Origin of the sequence: Natrinema pallidum (assembly GCF_005890195.1) — an archaeon.
Taxonomy (GTDB): domain Archaea; phylum Halobacteriota; class Halobacteria; order Halobacteriales; family Natrialbaceae; genus Natrinema; species Natrinema pallidum.
In genome coordinates this window covers 1,841,199-1,858,630 of sequence record NZ_CP040637.1, presented here as the reverse complement: position 1 = coordinate 1,858,630, position 17,432 = coordinate 1,841,199, and the positions used below count along the sequence as shown (strand labels likewise).

Genomic DNA, 17,432 nt, shown 5'->3' with positions numbered 1-17,432 from the left:
GGGGACCGGAGGAGACGACTCGAGGAACGCGGCGGTGGGACCGCCGAATAGTATCTCGAGTATCGCCCACAACAAAGCCATTCGGTCTGTCGACAGATCAGTATTCATTCCATAAAAGAATACTGGTATCCGGTCGCCGGTTACCATCGCGGGTCGAACGGATGGCGTCGCCGGGCGACGCGGCGGTGGCACGGTCGCTTGCGAGCGCCGACTCGGGCCGGTGCTCAGTTCGCGACCCGGTTCGTGAGTTCGATCTCTTCGACGAGGTCGGTGTTGCGCTCGATATCGAGATCGTGTCTGAGTTCGACGTGACACGTATCGACCATCGTGTCCACGAGGCGCTGTCGTTCCGCGTCGCTTTGATGGCGGCCGTTCAGGTTATCGCCGGTACGGATCTCGAGCGACCAGTACTGGCCGGGGTAGGCGGTCCGGAACATGTACGGCGAATCGTGGAACGCCAGCCGGATGGCAAACGCCGAGAGGTCGACGTCCATGCCCTCGTAGCGGTCGGGCATGTGCTCGTCGTCGAGCACGACCTCGATGATGTCACGCTGTGGGTGCCCGACGCCGGGCTCCGGGCGCTGTTCGTTGTTGTAGTGACCCGCGGACATCGTCTTGCCGTACTTCGACGGCCCGACCCACCAGATGACCGCGCCGTCGAGATGGTACGGGACCCGACCGGTATTTTTGAACAGGAGCACCTGGTGCCCGCTCCAGCCGTCGGAGTGGACCTCCGCGGTGACCGACATCGGCGCGTTCGCGGTGAAGCTGTCGCCGCCGAGCGACGCTCCCGTCAGGGGGTGGACGTCGTTCTTGATGGTGTCGAGCAGCTGGTTGTCGTGGTTGTACAGGATCTCGTCGGGGAGGGAGAAGTGCGAATCCCAGTCGTCGCGGTGCATCGGCTGGTTGTGGACGGCGTCGCGCTCGGCGACCTCGTCGTCCGCCTCGCCGACGGCGTCCGTGGGCCACTGCGGCTGGACGAACTGTGTCGGCTCGTTGCTGGCTGCGGTCGGGCCGGCCGTCTGGTCCCAGGCGACGCCGCGGCCACTGCCCTGAAACGTCGGCGGGTCCGGTTCCTCGGGCAGGACCAACAGCCAGGGGAGCAACTGCGAACTGGCGTGATGGGGCAGCCCCTCCTCGTCGAACTGCTGTACCCAGGGGAGCGCCTGCGTGCCCAGCGAGCCGAACTCGAGGGTGCCGTCGGCGGCGTTGTTCCGGATCGCGTCCGTGTCCACGCCGTACTCGGCCGCGTCGTCCGGCAGCCAGAGGTCGAACAGGTCGGGAACGTAGCGCTCGGCGTAGTTCGGGTAGAACTCGGCGAGCGTCGTCTCCGCCGTCACGTCGCCGGGCTCGGTGTCTCGCTCCTCGACGACGACCGCGTCGGTCGCGGTGTCCGTCTCGCCGTCGTCGTCGGTGACGGTCAGTTCGACCTCGTACTCGCCCGCCTCCTCGTAGGCGTGTGAGACGACGTCGCCGGTGGCCTCGGTGCCGTCGCCGAACGTCCACGCGTACGTCTCGAGCGCGCCCGTGGAGCCGCTCGCGTCGAACGTCACGGAGTCGCCAGGGGAGGATGACTCCGGCGCGGCGGTGAACGCGGCCGTCGGTTGTTCGGGCGGCTCCGGATCGGGGTCGGCGTCGGTCTGCTCCCACGGCCCCCACTCGCTGGCTCCGGGTTCGTCGCCGCGGGTCCACCACTGGGCTTCCCAGACGGCACCGTCGTAGACGACGCGATCGCCGCTCGTGTAGACGGTGTCGGGGTCCCACTCGGGTGGGGCGTCGGCGGCCGAAACGGCGGGGACGCCTGCGAGTGCAGCAGTGACTAACGATGCATTGCGGATGACTGTTCTGCGTGTTCGTTTCATTGATTTCGGAATCGTCGGGTGGTATTTGTCGAACGAAACGACGAATACGCGTAGTCCGCTCGAGGAGCCCCGCCTCGAGCAGGTGGGCGAACGCGATCAGCAGTCCGTGACGTGTTCCCACCGCCAGCTATCGCGGCTCGGCGGGACCGTCATCACGTCTACCGTGGCCTCCCAGACGGCCCCGTCGTAGGCGACGCGGTCGCCGGTCTCGTAGACCGTCGCGTTGTCGTACGCCGGGTAGTCGCCGCAGTCGCCCGGTTGCTCGCCGGTGCCGTCTTCGTCGACGGTGACGGTAACCGAGTCGCTGTCGCTCTCGCCGTCGCCGGTCACGGTCAACGTCGCGGTGTACTCTCCCTCGGCGTCGTAGCTGTGGGTCACTGACTGACCGGTCGCCGAGACACCGTCACCGAACTCCCACTCGTAGGAGTCGATCGGACCGGACGAGTCACCGCCGTCGAACGTGATGGTCTTTTCGGGTTCGACGGTCGTCGGTGACGCGTCCGCGACGGCCGTGACTCCCTCCGGGGGTTCACCGCCGTTGCCGACGAGGGCAGCAGCATCGACCCGGCCTGCACCCTGGTCGGTACTCGGAAGTCCGACATCGACGGCCGACTCCTCGAGCGCGGAGCGCAGTTCGCTCGGCCCCCAGTCGGGGTTGGCCGCCAGTCCGAGCGCGGCGACGCCCGCAACGGCGGGCGACGCCATCGACGTGCCCGATAGCCGCTCGTAGCCGCCGTTCGGAACCGCCGAGAGGACGTCCACGCCCGGCCCAGCCACGTCGATCTTCGGTCCGGTGTTGCTGAAGCGCGCGAGGGACTCCGAAGAATCGAGTGCGGACACCGCGACGCAGTTGGAGTACGCCGCCGGGTAGGAGACACAATCCCGACACGGACCGTCGTTCCCCGCTGCAGCGATCGGCAGCGTTCCGTTGTTGTACGCATAGTTGATCGCGCTTTCGACCACGCCACTTTGCTGTGGCGCGCCGAGGCTCAGGTTGATGATGTCGGCACCGTTGTCCACGGCCCACTGGATACCGTCGGCGATGTCGCTCCAGGAACCGCCGCCGTCGCCGAGGACGCGCACCGAATAGAGGTGCGAGTTCGAGATTCCGGCGACCCCGCTGCCGTTGTCCGTCGTCGCCGACGCGATGCCGGAGACGTGGGTCCCGTGTTTCGCCCCTCGTGCGGCCGGATCGTCGGTGTCGCCGGCGGGGTCGGTCCCCGGATTCGAGCCGTACCGGTCCCGAAGATCGGGATGGGTGTAATCGGCACCCGTGTCGACGACGGCGATCGTCACGTCGTCCGAGCCGAGCGTCGTTTCCCACGCCTCCGGCGCGTTCACCTGCTGAGGGGCGTACTGCTGGGAGAAGTCCGGATCGTCGGGGGTACGCTGCTCCGTCTCTACCGGGTCGAACGCGTAGTAGGTCCCGTTCTCCTCGACGAACTCCACGCCGTCGGTTCGCTCGAGGCTCCGAGCGACGGTCGATCCCGACTGGGCGCTTGCCTCCTCGGGAACCTCGACGGCGAAGTAGCCGAGCGTCTCGTTTCGGTGGACGACGTTCGCGTCTGCGGGGAGTTGATTCGCGACGGTGCGCTGTACGGAGACCGTACTCGTCGTCGGTGCCGTGCTGACCAGCAACTCGTTCGGTTTCGGTCCCGGATCGCGTCCGGGCTGTGCGGCCGTCAGACCGCCGAGCGCTGTGATACCGCCGATCGCTCCGACACTCCGAAGGATATCCCGTCTGCCGGGACCGTTTCGGTCGTTGTTATTTGCCATTTTGCAACCATATATATTTACTTGCTGCACTTATATTTTATTAGTAAATTAGATACTAGTATTAATTTACATAATCTAAAGAAAATTGTGGAGGACGGCCCCGGTCAACGAACGGCAACCGCTCGAGGACGGCGCTCGATGTCTCGACTGCTCGGCCGGCGACGCTGACGGCCACGCTGGCCGCCGGTCACGACTCGAGCAGGGTGACGGGAGTCGCTGCCCGTCACTGCACAGCCGACCGCCGGTTGCCGTGTGATCGGTGTGTGAATCTGTTCAGGCGGGGGGATCGGTCGATCCGCTCTCGAAGTCGCTATAGATGTCCGAGAACGTTCCGTCGGGGTCGTTGTACAGCGCCCAGTAGGACACCAGTCCCATTCCGCGGTCCGCCGCGAAATCGACGATATTCCGGGCAACGTCGGGCGTAATCGACTCCTCGCTGACGTCCGGGGTGTTGCCGAGCATCGCCCAGCACTCCGCGGTCGACTTGTCGGGATACGTCTCGTCGAGGAATTCGACGGTGCCCTCACACGCCGACACGATCTTGTCGTACGTCGTCGGGCCCATCACCATCGTCATGATGTTGACGTACGCGAGGTCGACGCCCTTCTCGACGGCGTCGCGGACCCACGTTCTGGCCTGTGCGTGGCTCGAGTTCGCGATCCCGTTCTCGTCCGCCGGCACGGTATAGCCCACCGTAACCTCCGGTCGCTCGTTCTGTAACAGCGCGAGAGCCTTGTTGCGCCGTTCGTAGATGGGCTGGTCGCGTCGGTGGGCGTTCTCGTCGTCGATGTCGATGTGCGTGACAGCGAGCGTATCGAGAACCGCCGCGTATGCGTCTTTCAGTTCCGTCGCGGAATCGGCATCGCGGGCGATGGTTCGACCTTCCCAGCCGCCGATCGAGAGCCAGACCTCGATGCCTTCGTCCTGTAACGTCCGTATCTCCTGTTCGTACCTCGAGAGGGGCTGTTGATCGCACGAGCCCTGATTACAGCCGGTCAGCCACCCGGGATTGATGTCGCCGTCGTCGGTCGCATCGCCGAGGAACGAGACGACGACGCGATCGGTATCGGCCGCGAGCGTGCCGTCGACGAGATCGCCCCAGGTGCCCTGGTACGGCGCGAACGCGCCGTCGACGGTGATCCCGTCCCGGCCGCCGACGTGGACCGTCGTCGCGGTCGAATCCGAGTCGCCGTCGGCGGTCTCGACGGTCAGTGTTACCTCGTACTCGCCGTCGTCGTCGTAGGCGTGTGTCACGACGCTGCCCTCGGCGGTCGTGCCGTCGCCGAGGTCCCAGGCGTAGGCGGCGATTTCGCCGTCCGAGTCGGTGCCGTCGAACCGAACGTCCGCACCCGGATCGGGGGTGGCGTCGCTGACGGCGATCGACGCGGTCGGGCCGGGATCGTACGCTTTGATTTCATCCCAGGGTCCCCATTCGCCGCCCTCGCCCGGTTCGTTGCCGCGGGTCCACCACTGGGCTTCCCAGACGGTGCCGTCGTGGACGACGCGGTCGCCGCTCGTGTACACGTCGTCGGGTTTCCATTCGGGGTACTCCTGTGCGGCCGCAGCGGTGCCGACCCCGACGCCCGCGACGATGGCGGACAGTGTCGATGCAGTACGCAGTACGTTTCGTCGTGATCGTTTCATTGTCGTCGGTTAGATCGTCCGGAGGATCGTCTCCAGAAGCGTCTCGTTCCAGTCCTGGGAGAGTTCCCAGAACATCACGCCACCCATGCCGCGCTCCTTGGCGAACTCGACTTTCGCCTCGATGGCTTGCTCGTCGTCGTAACTGATGAAAATCCCCTCCTCATCGTTGACGAGATATGGAACATCACCCATGTCGTGACGGCTGACCTCCCAGCCGGACTCGTCGCGCATGTTCTCCTCGATGTCGCCGAAGTCGAACGAGCCGGTCGGGTCCGCGCCGTCCTCGAGGAGGTGGTGCCAGGTTCCCTCGGGCAGTCCCGAGTACCGCGAGCCGAGTTCGGGCGACTGCCACTCGCCGACGGTAAAGCCGCGACCGTAGAACGGCATCCCGAGCACGAGTTCGTCGTACTCGGCGGGGTCGGCGGGCGGATACTGCCACTGGTTGGGCCAGTAGCCCTCCTCGCCGTGATCGCCGGCCCACAGCTTGTCGACGGAGTACTCCGCCCAGTACTGTTCGCCGTCGGGGTAGACGTCGCGGTCGTTCGTCGGATGCGTGTCGGGACCGTACAGCGGCGCGTTCAGGCCGATCGTGGTCATCCACTCGCCGGTGAAGTCGTAGGCCATGACGTACACCGAGTCACAGACCTCGCCGATCCGATCGTGGCGAAGCCCGCCGGCGTTCCAGTCGGAGCCGCCGTTGGCGACCGACAGGTAGTAGTGCTGGCCGTCCTCTTCGCCCGCCTGATCGAGGTGGGTGCGCAGTTCCTCGAGCAACAGGACGTGGTTCTCGTAGTCGTCGTCGTTGCCACACTGGCACTCGCCCTGTTGGGGACCGGGATGTTCCCAGTCGATGTCGATCCCGTCGAAGTTGTACTGCCGCATCAACTCGACGCAGTTCTCGGCGAAGGTCGTCCGCAGGTCGGGATCGGCCGCAACGATGTGGAAGTTCTCCGAGAGCGTCCAGCCCCCGATCGAGAGGTGGAACCGACAGTCGGCCTCGTCCGCCAGGTCGGCGAACTGCTCGAGGTTTTCCTCGTGTGTCTGGCGCGGTACGTCGAACTCCGTCTCGTCGTTTTCCGGCGGGAAGACGTTCCCGTTCTCATCGACCGCGATGAACGCGTACAGCATGTCGGTCACCTTGTCGAAGGGGACGTCGCTCGGGTAGTAGTCCTGCTCGGTGTTTGCCTTCCAGCCGGGGTAGTAGCCGACGACTTTGAACTCGTCGTCCGGCCCCTCGATCTCGTCCCGGACGGTGAGGTCCAGACGGGTGGTGTCGGTTTCGCCGTCGGCGTCGGTGACGGTCAGCTCGACGGTGTAGTCGCCCGTCTCGTCGTACGTGTGCGTGACGACCTCGCCGGTGGCTTCGGTCCCGTCGCCGAACGCCCACGCGTAGGAGTCGATCGCACCCGTCGACTCGCTCCCGTCGAACTCGACGGTCTCGCCGATCTCGATGCGGGACGCGCTCGCGGCGATGCGTGCGGACAGGGCCGGGGGCTCGGGCTCGGACGAGTCGACCTCGTCCCACGGCCCCCATTCGCCGCCGTCGCCCGGCTCGTCGCCGCGGGTCCACCACTGGGCTTCCCAGACGGAGCCGTCGTGGACGACGCGATCACCGCCCGTGTAGGCGGTGTCCGGGTCCCACTCCGGATACTCTTGGGCCGTCGCCACCGACCCCGCCCCGAGGCCGGCCAGTAGGGCGGATATTTTCGATGCTGTGCTCAGTACGTTTCGTCGTGATCGTTTCATCGGTTGTGGGTATGTGTGTCGTTCGATCGGCAGTGCTGCTGCTCGAGCGGCTCCCCGGCCGTCGCGGCGCGGGCTCGCGACCGTCGGTTAGCCGTTGAGCGTCGTCCAGAGCGTCGTGATGAGATCGCCCTCGTAGGTGTCGCCGCTGATGGCCCATAGCATCGTCCCGCCGTAGGGTGAGTCCCTGAGCCAGTCCATCTTTGCTTCCATCGACTGCTCGGTTTCGTGGGAGATCATCGTCCGTTCCTCGGAGTTCCAGCTCCAGGCGGCGACCGCGTCCTCGTCGAAGTACGTCTCCCAGCCGGGGCCGTCGAGATCGACCGGGTTGCTCCCGCTCCGGCCGTCGGAGCCGAGGTCGAACCACTCCCAGACGCCCGCGTAGCTGGTCCCCATCGACGGGTCCCAGCTCGGGTACGATCCCTCGCCGCTGGCGTCTCGACCGTCGCCCTCGTACGTTTGGAAGAGACCGTCGTCCGTCCCGGTCCCGAAGTCACCCTCGGGCGGCTGGACGTCGGTCCAGCTCCGCCCGTAGAACGGGACCGCCATGTTGAGCTGATCGGGGTCCCAGCCCTGCTCGGCCCAGTACTCGAGGGCGAACTGGGCGTTCCAGCTGTCGGAGTCCGCGTACGGGTCGTCGGGGTTCTCCTTCAGCGGCGCGTGATGGCCGGTCGTCTCGCTCCAGATACCTCGATAATCGAAGGTCATCACCTGGGCGAAATCGAGGATATCCGAGAGTTCGTCGTGCTCGAGTCCGTCGTTGCCCGCGCTCTTCCCCTCAACGACTTCGGGGTTGGGGCTGACGGCGGCGGAGAGTTCGTAGGGCTCGTCGCGGTCGGGATCGCTTTCCGCGGCCGCGTCGAGTTGCTCGCGGACTTCCCGACACAGGAGCGTAAAGCGTTCCTGGTCGCCCTCACGGACGCCGTTGTCGACGTCACAGACGGGATCGTCCGCGGTACAGCCGCCGCCGCCGGGGAACTCCCAATCGATGTCGATCCCGTCGAGGTTCGCTTTCTCGACGAGATCGACACAATTGCTGGCGAAGCGCTCCCGGTTCTCCTGGGTGAGCGCAGCGTCGGAGAAGTTCTCCGAGTCGCCCCAGCCACCGATCGAGAGGACGAACTTGGTGTCCTCCCGTTCGGCGGCATATTCCGCGAACGTCTTGCCGCGGTCCGGCCCTTGCCAGTCCTTCTCGGCGTAGAACATCTGTTGCCCGTAGCTATCGCCCACGAGGTTGATGGAGCCGTCCGCCTCGGGCCGGGCGAACGCGTACTGGACGTGCGTCACCTTGTCGAAGGGGATGTCGCCCGGGACGTAGTCCCGGTCGTACTGGGCCCACTGCCGGTAGTACGCGATGACCCGGTTCTCGTCCGGGGACGGGCGGCCGGCGGTGATCGTGATCGAATGCGTGTCGGTCTTGCCGTCGGCGGTCTCGACCGTCAGCGTCACGTCGTACTGTCCCGTTTCGAACGCACGGGTGACGGTTTCGCCTGACGCGGTCGTGCCGTCGCCAAAGGCCCACTCGTAGGACTCGATTTCACCCTCCGAATCGCTGGCGTCGAACGTGACTTCGGTGCCGGGATCGGGGAACTGCGTGCTGACCGAGAACTGCGCGGTCGGGCCGTCGTCGCCGCCATCGCCGTCGTCCCCGTCGTTTTCCTCGATCTGGTCCCACGGGCCCCACTCGTCGGCCCCGGGTTCGTCGCCGCGGGTCCACCACTGGGCCTCCCAGACGGAGCCGTCGTAAACGACCCGATCGCCGCTCGTGTAGACGGTTTCGGAGTCCCACTCGGGATGTTCTTGTGCCGCCGCCGTGCTCGCACCGATGCTCGCCAGCAGCGCGGACAGTTTCGTCGCGTTCTTGAGTACGGTTCGTCGTGTTCGTTTCATTGGTTTGGATTTCAGTATGGTCGTCGGACGTTGCAACTGGTCGCGATCCGTCGCGACCTGCCTAGTATTCTTTACTCGGCATATAAAATAATATCTTAATACTCGAGATAATATTTATCAGTTCACACTTTACAGTACTATATATTTTACAGGAACGGATCGATTACAGGTCCCACTCTCGGGGCTACGACGGGTCGAACCGAAGGGACAATTGTCGCTCCGGTGACCGCTGTCGGCCGACTATCGGCACACGCGCCGCATCGTTTCAGTCGTCGGCCCACACCAACAATTTTTATTCACCTCTCACAGATGCTGGATCTATGAAACCACCATCGAACGATTCGTCTGCCGTGTTTCTGGTGACAGTCGCGGCGAACGTCGTCCCGTTGGTCGGCGTGTTCCACCTCGAGTGGAGCGCACAGACGTTCGCTGTCGTCTACGCAATGGAACTGGTCGTCGCTGTCCCGTTCGCCGGGTTGAAGGCATTGTTCGCGCGCCGCCCGCCGGACTACGACGAGCTGGAGCGCCCACAGGAGGATAACCCGCTCAAGTCCGACGAGTTAGGCGGGGTCTCCGTCGGACCGAGCGACCTCAACCGCCGGCGCGGGAGCGTCACGGTCGTCGACTCCCTTCCGCCGATCTATCCCCGGAACTTCCCGTTCGTCTCGCGAGCGTTCGGGGCTGGCGTGGCGCTCCTCGGGATATATCTCGCCGTACTGAGCCGTTTCATCGATGTGCCGGCGACGCTCGCCGATCCGATGGTGGCGGCGAGCGCCGCCTCCCTGATCGTCTCTCAAGTCGGCGTCATCAACCGCGAGTACTTCCGTAAGCGGCGCTACGAGACGAGTACCCCTCGAGACGTGATCAGAAGCGCGAAGAACGAGGCTGGGGTAGCTATGGTGGTGCTCTGGTTCGCGGCCGCCGGTGGTCCGACCGGCGCGCTGGTCGCGTTCGTCACGGTGAAGCTATTCGCGGAGTGGGGGGACTACCGCGCCGGGCAGTCGTCCAGCACCGACAAGGGGGTGGGGACGCTCCCGCCTGTAGCGGCTCCGGATGCGTCGCCGACGGCTGAGGTCCGTCCGGACCGGCGCGCCGTCCGCGGTACCGCGCTCTGGCAGGGTGCGAAGTCCGCAATCGGCAGCGGCCCGGTATACCTCTTCGCGTGGGTTGGGCTCACCAGCGGATCGACAGGGCCGGTCGCTGCCACGGTGGCCTGTTTCGGCCTCCTGCCGGCCGGCATCGGCGGGCTGAAGGCCGTCGAGTACGCCCTCACTCACGGTACACTGGCGTATCAGCGTCGCGACGACACGGTGGTCGCGTACGACGACCTTACCAATACTGTCCAGTGGGCAATCCCCGTCGACGACATCCAGGACGCCGAGTTGTGCGAGGGAGAGTTCGTTGACCGCGCCTGCGACACCCGAACGTTCTCGCTCATGCCGTCAGCGGGGAAGTACGAACTCAGTGTCGCGCACCTCCGGGAGTATGGCCGGGCCGTCGAGGTGTTCGAACTTCCGGCCGAGACGACGGAGTTCGGCTCACTCGACCGATGCGTGGCCGGGGTGGCGGCCGCAGTCGGAGCCTGTGGCATCGCCGTCGTGGCGGGCCTCGCCTACTCCGCTCCCACCATCGCGGCGGTCGCCGCCGGGTGGGGCGGCCCGTTCGGCGTCGTCGCCCTCAGGTGGGCGTGGAAGTGGGCGCTCCCGGCCGCCTGAGCCGACGTCGACGGTGGGCGGAGCGGGCGCGTCGCGGTCGGTCACCGCGACGTAGCCTTCCCGTGTACGGGATCAGGGCTCTGGACAGATCCGCGGCGGGCGAGGCTTAATCCAGGAAGTGGACGTCGCTGACATCGGCGACTTTGAACTCGAAGCCCGCGCCGACCGACACGACGTCGGCACAGAAGGTGTTGTCCTCCACGCAGACCTCGAACTTCTCGAACCCGAAGCCGACCATCACGTCCGATCCCTTGACGGTGAACGTGTAGTCGAAACATACCTCGGCGTCCGCCTTCCCTGGGATCGGGCTGGGCACCCGGAAGCTGGGCTCGAGGCAGATGCCGACCGGGTTGTCGAAGTCGGTGTAGATACCAAACCCAGCCGGTGAAATCGTTACCTGGGCGCCGCTGGAGTGCTCGAAGACGAGGTCGAGGTACAAGTAGCGGCGACGGTTACGCCGTCTCGACGTGGCTGTCGGCTTCGGAGAGCGAACTCGAGTCGATCGGTTCATCGCTGTGCTTGATCGACCGCCCGGACTCCGCGTCGAAGAGGTGCATCTTCGACGCCGGCACGTGCATGTGCAGGTGCCCGCCGGGATCGACGCCGACGTGACCGTCGACGATAACCGTAATCGCCTCGCCACCGACGTCCAGATAGACGTTCGTGATGTCCCCCATCGGTTCGGTGACGGTCACATCCGTCTCGATCAGCCGGTTCGGTTCCGGGTGGGTCTCGGGGGTGTCGGTAAGCGACACGTGCTCCGGTCTGATACCGAGCACGAGGTCGGTGCTGTCGAGTTCGTCGGCCAGCGAGTCCGACAGCGGCAGCGTAAAGTCCGGATGGTCGAGCCTGCCGTCCTCGAGATCGGCGTCGACGTCGAGGAAATTCATCGGTGGGGAGCCGATGAATCCCGCGACGAACTGGTTCGCCGGCCGGTGATAGCACTCGAGCGGCGTCCCCACCTGCTGTAACCGGCCGTCGTTGAGGATGACGATCCGGTCGCCCATCGTCATCGCCTCCGTCTGGTCGTGCGTGACGTACACCGTCGTTACGCCCAACTCGGTTTGCAGTTGCTGGAGTTCCGTCCGCATCTGTGTACGCAGTTTCGCGTCGAGGTTCGAGAGCGGTTCGTCCATCAAGAAGAGCTCCGGATCGCGGACGACCGCCCGCCCGAGCGCGACCCGCTGTTGTTGCCCGCCGGAGAGGTCGCCGGGTTTGTCGTCGAGGAGGTCGACGATATCCATCATTTCGGCGGCGGTTTCGACCTGGTCGTCGATTTCGGCGGCCGAGAGATCCGTCGACATCTTCAGCCCGAACGCGATGTTCTCCCGGGCGGTCATGTGCGGGTAGAGCGCGTAGTTCTGGAACACCATCGCGATATCCCTGTCTTTGGGCTTTTCGTCCGTCACGGCGGTCCCGTCGAACCGTATCGCGCCGCTCGTGACCGTCTCGAGGCCGGCGATACAGCGGAGCGTCGTCGACTTACCACAGCCGGACGGCCCCACGAAGACGACGAACTCGCCGTCCTCGAGTTGGAGATCGAGCGACTCGACGGCTTGGATCGGTCCGTTCGGCGTACGGTACTCTTTGGTCAGACCATCTATGTCAATCCGGCCCATTCGTTACGAATGCTATCGGCGAGGCATATATACTTATCTGCAGTCGATAGTTCTACCCACGAGCCGCTAGAACTAACGCCGGTCGCGACAGTAGAACTACATACGAGAACGACCAACTGACTCACGATGCTGACAGCAGACGGACGCGAGATGGATCTCGCGACGAAAGTCGGCCAACTGTTCGTCGTCGGGTTCGACGGGACGGAGCCGACCGACGACCTTCGAACGTTGATCACCGACCGACAGTGTGGCAACGTCGTCTACTTCGGTCGGAATATCGAGTCCCCCGACCAGGTCGCGACGCTAACCGACCGCCTCCGCCGACTGATACTCGAGGAGGGGGCGGGGGTCCCGCCGTTCGTGATGGCCGACCAGGAAGGCGGGGTGGTGTCTCGCCTCGGCTGGGGGACGACACTGCCGAGTCAGATGTGTCTCGGTGCGAGCGCCGACCCCGAACTCGCGCGGGCCGCCGGCGAGGCCGTCGCCGCCGAACTGGCGACCCTCGGTATCAACGTCAACCTGGCTCCGGTACTCGACGTCAACAACAACCCGCGCAATCCGGTGATCGGCGTCCGCTCGTTCGGCGAGGACCCCGACCTGGTGGGCGACCTCGGGGCCGAACTGGCGATGGGGATGCAAGCCAACGGGGTTGTCGCCTGCGGGAAACACTTCCCGGGCCACGGCGACACGAGTACCGACTCCCATCACGAACTGCCGGTCGTCGAGCATGACCGCGATCGACTCGCGGCCGTGGAGTTCGCGCCGTTCCGGCGCGCGATCGAAGCCGGTATCGACGCGATCATGACGACACACGTGTCGTTCCCGGCGATCGCGGACTCCCCGTCCACCCCGGCGACGGTGTCGCCTGCCGTCCAGCGCCGACTGCTCCGCGACGAACTCGGCTTCGACGGGCTCATCGTGACCGACGGGATGGAAATGCGTGCCATCGCGGATACGATCGGCACCCCGGCGGGTTGTGTCCGAGCGCTCGAGGCGGGCTGTGATCTACTGCTCGTCTGTCACACGCCCGAGACTCAGGCGGCCGCGATCGACGCCGTGATCGATGCGGTCGAATCGGGCCGGCTCGACGAGGCGAGGATCGACGCAGCCGTCGAGCGGATTCTGCGGTTCAAACGCCGCCGACTGGGGGCCTCGCGTCCGCCGTCAGCCGCTCGCTGGGCGGAGACGGCCGACCGGTCACGCGAGGTCGGCCGCGCGATCGCCGCTCGCGGGATCACGCTCGTCCGGGACCGCGACGACACGCTGCCGTTGACGACCGAGCGGCCGCTTCACCTGATCGGCTCGTCGAGTGGCCGGTCGTCGCCGGCGGAGGACGACGAGTTCGAGCCGACGCTGCTCGCCGACTCGCTCGCGGCCGCCGGGTTCGATGTCACCTGTCACGAGGTCGCTGACCGGTCCGACCTGCCGTCGGTCGAAGCCGGGACACAGGTAATCGCCACCGTCGACGGCGCGATGGCCGACGAGTCGCGGGCGGCCGTAGTCCGGACGCTCGACGACCGCAGACAACGGTTCGCGGCGGTAGTCGTTCGCAACCCCTACGACCTGTCGGCGGTTCCCGACGTCTCGACCGCGGTGTCGATGTACGATTACACGCGGGCGACGCGCACCGCGCTCGGCGAGGTTCTGCTCGGCGAGACGACGGCGACCGGTCGGCTGCCGGTCACCGTCCCCGAACTCGCGGACTGACGGGACCGTGCTGAACCGTCTCCATCCCTCATCGATCGCTTGCAGCGAACGGAGACGGGCGCGATGTCGCTGCCGGTGTGTCGGCAAAGGTCGGCTATTGTTTCACACCGCCTTCCGTCAGCCCCTTCACGATCGGCTTCTGGAATAGCACGAACAGCAGCAGAATCGGGACCGTCGCGACCGTCGATGCGGCCATCATCTCGCCCCAGTAGTTCTGGTCGCGTTCCATGAACTGCTGCATCCCGATCGAGAGCGGCGTCACGTCGCCTCTCGCCATGACCGACGCGAACAACACCTCGTTGAACGCGACCAGGAACACGAACATCCCCGTCGCGGCGATACCCGGCGCTGCAAGGGGTAAGACGATCCGGACCAGCGCCTGGAACCGAGTACAGCCGTCGACGCGAGCCGCTTCCTCGAGCGACGCAGGGATCGTGTCGAAAAAGCCCCGCAGCATCCAGATCGCGAACGGGACGGCGAACGTGGTGTAGACGAAGATGATCCCCTGATAGGTGTTGATAAGCTGGACCCCGACGGTGTCGTGGAACGTCCGGAACAGCATAAACATCGGCAACAGGATCAGGATTCCGGGGATCAGCTGCGTCCCGATGAGCGATGCGCCGACGTACCGCCGGCCCGGGAACCGGTATCGCGAGAACGCGTATCCGCCGAGGCAGGCGATACAGAGCGCGATGACCGTCGTCACGCTCGCGATGATGAGGCTGTTCATGAAGTACTCGATCAGATCGACGCGAGACCACATGTCGATGTAGTTCTGGTAGTGAAGCGACGTCTCGGTGAAGCTCGGATCGCCACCGACGATCTCGAACCGGGTCCGGAAGCTGTTGAACACCATCCAGTAGATGGGGAACAGCGCCCAGATCAGGATCGTCAGTAAGAGCCCCTTGGAGGCGAGCGCGAACAGTCGGTCCGTGGTCGCTTCGGAGAGCGGCCACTCGTCGGGTATCATTGGTCTTCCTCCTCGAGATCGCTTCGAATGAATCGACGGTAGTAGATCGTCGCGAGCACCATCGCGACGACGAACAGTCCGACGCTCATTGCGGCCCCGCGGCCGAACGCGAACGCCCTGAACGAGAAGTTATAGATGTACACCATCGTCACCTCGACCGACGACGGTGGACTCCCGCCGAACATCACGTACGGCGTCGTAAAGTCGATCATCGTCCAGAGCAACATGAGCAAGACGACCACCCCGGAGACGGGTTTGAGCTGTGGCAACGTGACGTACCGAAACTTGCCCCAGCGGCCGGCCCCGTCGATCGCAGCGGCCTCGTAGAGTTGCTGGGGAATGGACTGGAGGCCGGCATAGAGCATGATCATCACCCAGGGGAACTGCAGCCAGACGTGTGCGATGGTCATCGACCACAGTGCCTGATCGCCGAGTAACCAGAACACGGGCTCGTCGATGAGTCCGACGGACATGAGCGCGTGATTGATGATGCCGGATTCCGAGAGGAACATCATTCGCCAGACGTTCAACGTCACGATCGCCGGTGCGATCCACGGCAGCAACAACAGCGTTCGAACGAAGAACGATCCCTTGAACTCCTGATTGAGGAGCAGCGCCGCCGTCAGCCCCAATACGTAGGTCCCGACGAGCACGCCGACCGACCAGAGCACGGTCCGCGAGATCGAGTACCAGTACCGACTCCCGATGGTCGTCGTGGGGTCCATCACGAAGGCGTAGTGCTCGAGGCCGACGAACGGTGCACTCGTCCAATCGGCGATGTAGTTCGAGTTGACCCCCATGACGCTGATCGTCGCTCCCCATACGACGGGGATGACGTGGACGACGAACATCATCGCCAGCGCGGGAAACAGAAGTTTGTATGCGTATTGGTGCTTCTCGTCGAGTCGATTGTACAACGGGAGATACCGTCCGATCCCCCCGTCGGTCACTCGCTCGTGTAACCGGGTGAAAGCGCGTGCCATAATGTCTTAGGTTTGTGAACCGTGATAATTCCTTCTCCCGACCTGAGGCAATCAACCCTGTTGTGCCTGGTCGACGAGATCCTGTGCAACGCCGGCAGCCTCGTCGAGGAGTTCCGCGGAGCGTCCGTCCTCCCACTCGCCCGTGACGACCTCCTCGAGCCACGTCCCGATCGTGTTGGTGAGTTCGCGCTCGACTTCGCTCAGACCGGGGATCATCGGATAATGCCGCGCGTCGGGGAGCACATCGTCGTGGAGCGTCTGACTGAGTTCATCGTCGAACGCGTCATGGTCGAACGCCTCTTCGACCGTCGGCAGGAGTCCGATCCGATCGGCGAACGTCGCGTTGGCGTCCGGCCGTGAGAGCCACGAGATCCACTTGGCGGCCTCCTCCTGTTTGTCCGACCACGGTCGAATACCGAGCCCCTCCATACCGAAGAACGTCGACCGGTCGCCGGACGGCCCGGCCGGGAGTCGGCCGATCGTAAAGTCGCTCCGATCCGCCCCACCCTGTTCGACGAACTGATCGACGGGACTCAAATCCTGCATGATCGCCCCGACGTCCTCGTTGATCAACGCCCCGTCGAACTCGTCGACCCCCCACTCGGCGACCTGGCTCGGCATGACGTCCTCCTCGAGAATGAGATCCTTCCAGAAGTTCAAGGCCTCGACGCCGGCGTCCGAATCGAACAGGATCTCGTTCGTGTCCTCGTCCGCTACCCGACCGCCGTTTTGCCAGAGGAACGTGACGAACGCGCGCGGGAGTTCCCAACTGACGCCCATCATCGCATAGAGGTGTTTGTCCGGAAACGCCTCGCGGAACGCCTGCCCCTGGTCGACGAGGGCGTCCCAGTCGTCGGGCTGGCCATCGATCCCCGCTTGCTCGATGAGCGGGTCGTACTCGAGATAGCCACGCGGTCCCCAGAACCACGGAATGCCGTGAATCTGCCCCTGATAGTCCATGATGTCGGTGACCTGATCGAAAAACGCGTTCTGATCGGGGAGCGACGCGTCCAACTCCGAGAGATCGACCCACCCACCGGCGTTTGCCTGTTGTGGCAGGAACGTCGACGCGATGTGGTCGACGTCCGGCCCGACGCCGGACTGAATATCGGTTACCTGTGAATCCGGGACGTCGGCCCAGGTCAGGAACTCGTGTTCGACTTCGATTCCGGTCTCCGCTTCGAAGGCATCGGACTGCTCCTCGAGCCAGTCCGACTGAGATTCCTGGCCGATATAGCGTGCCCGAACCGCATCTCCGGCACCGCCGGAACCGGTGAACCCGTCCAAACACCCCGCGAGTCCGAGTGTCGTCGTTACGCCAGCAGACTGCAGTAGCTTGCGTCGGGAGCGGTCGTTCATCTCATTCGTACCCGAACTAATATTCATGCTAATTGTATATATAGCTTACTGTTGGCTGTGGTTGTGATGGGGCGTCGTACCGAGAGCAAGTGGTGCCGAACCGATCGATCACGGTCCGATCGCCGGCCGATGCCACCTCGTCGTGCGACCCGACATGCAGCCCC

General features: G+C 64.8%; 12 protein-coding genes. 2 read left to right on the top strand and 10 right to left on the bottom strand.

Annotated features, from left to right (window positions below; all coding sequences use genetic code 11):
* Positions 1-224: 224 nt before the first annotated feature.
* From FGF80_RS09200 to FGF80_RS09180, 5 genes are all read right to left on the bottom strand, one after another.
* The gene (locus tag FGF80_RS09200) at positions 225-1,862 is read right to left on the bottom strand and encodes a PKD domain-containing protein (protein ID WP_138653525.1); all 1,638 of its coding nucleotides are present in this window, start codon (positions 1,860-1,862) and stop codon (positions 225-227) included.
* A gap of 96 nt (positions 1,863-1,958) precedes the next feature.
* A complete protein-coding gene (locus tag FGF80_RS09195) occupies positions 1,959-3,638 on the bottom strand; it encodes a S8 family serine peptidase (protein ID WP_138653523.1) in 1,680 nt (559 codons plus the stop codon).
* A gap of 273 nt (positions 3,639-3,911) precedes the next feature.
* Positions 3,912-5,282, bottom strand: a complete 1,371-nt coding sequence (locus FGF80_RS09190) for a PKD domain-containing protein (RefSeq protein WP_138653521.1) — start codon at positions 5,280-5,282, stop codon at positions 3,912-3,914.
* 9 nt (positions 5,283-5,291) lie between these two features.
* A complete protein-coding gene (locus FGF80_RS09185) occupies positions 5,292-7,028 on the bottom strand; it encodes a glycosyl hydrolase family 18 protein (RefSeq protein WP_138653519.1) in 1,737 nt (578 codons plus the stop codon).
* Between the two features lie 87 nt (positions 7,029-7,115).
* A complete protein-coding gene (locus tag FGF80_RS09180; protein WP_138653517.1) occupies positions 7,116-8,915 on the bottom strand; it encodes a glycosyl hydrolase family 18 protein in 1,800 nt (599 codons plus the stop codon).
* Positions 8,916-9,235: 320 nt separating this feature from the next.
* On the opposite strand from FGF80_RS09180, the gene FGF80_RS09175 reads away from it, so the two are divergent.
* Positions 9,236-10,630: a DUF6498-containing protein gene (locus FGF80_RS09175; RefSeq protein ID WP_175417010.1), complete on the top strand. Its 1,395-nt coding sequence runs from the start codon at positions 9,236-9,238 to the stop codon at positions 10,628-10,630.
* Between the two features lie 106 nt (positions 10,631-10,736).
* On the opposite strand, the gene FGF80_RS09170 is transcribed toward FGF80_RS09175, so the two are convergent.
* Both FGF80_RS09170 and FGF80_RS09165 read right to left on the bottom strand, forming a co-directional pair.
* Positions 10,737-11,069: a hypothetical protein gene (locus tag FGF80_RS09170; RefSeq protein ID WP_138653515.1), complete on the bottom strand. Its 333-nt coding sequence runs from the start codon at positions 11,067-11,069 to the stop codon at positions 10,737-10,739.
* Between the two features lie 13 nt (positions 11,070-11,082).
* Positions 11,083-12,249 carry an ABC transporter ATP-binding protein gene (locus FGF80_RS09165; RefSeq protein WP_138653513.1) on the bottom strand — a complete coding sequence of 389 codons (1,167 nt, stop codon included), beginning with the start codon at positions 12,247-12,249 and terminating at the stop codon, positions 11,083-11,085.
* 126 nt (positions 12,250-12,375) lie between these two features.
* On the opposite strand from FGF80_RS09165, the gene nagZ reads away from it, so the two are divergent.
* On the top strand, positions 12,376-13,956 hold the full coding sequence (nagZ, locus tag FGF80_RS09160) for a beta-N-acetylhexosaminidase (protein ID WP_138653511.1): 1,581 nt from the start codon (positions 12,376-12,378) through the stop codon (positions 13,954-13,956).
* A 94-nt stretch (positions 13,957-14,050) separates the two neighbouring features.
* Here the strand turns inward: nagZ and FGF80_RS09155 are convergent, their stop codons facing one another.
* The 3 genes from FGF80_RS09155 to FGF80_RS09145 are packed head-to-tail and all read right to left on the bottom strand — an operon-like array spanning position 14,051 to position 17,268.
* Positions 14,051-14,926 (bottom strand): carbohydrate ABC transporter permease, encoded by an 876-nt coding sequence (locus FGF80_RS09155; protein WP_006183767.1) that lies wholly within the window; start codon positions 14,924-14,926, stop codon positions 14,051-14,053.
* Positions 14,923-15,909, bottom strand: coding sequence for a carbohydrate ABC transporter permease (locus tag FGF80_RS09150; protein WP_049907757.1), 987 nt, complete (start codon positions 15,907-15,909; stop codon positions 14,923-14,925). Before FGF80_RS09150 ends, FGF80_RS09155 begins: the two co-directional genes overlap by 4 nt.
* A gap of 51 nt (positions 15,910-15,960) precedes the next feature.
* Positions 15,961-17,268 carry an extracellular solute-binding protein gene (locus FGF80_RS09145; RefSeq protein WP_138653509.1) on the bottom strand — a complete coding sequence of 436 codons (1,308 nt, stop codon included), beginning with the start codon at positions 17,266-17,268 and terminating at the stop codon, positions 15,961-15,963.
* Positions 17,269-17,432 lie beyond the last annotated feature (164 nt).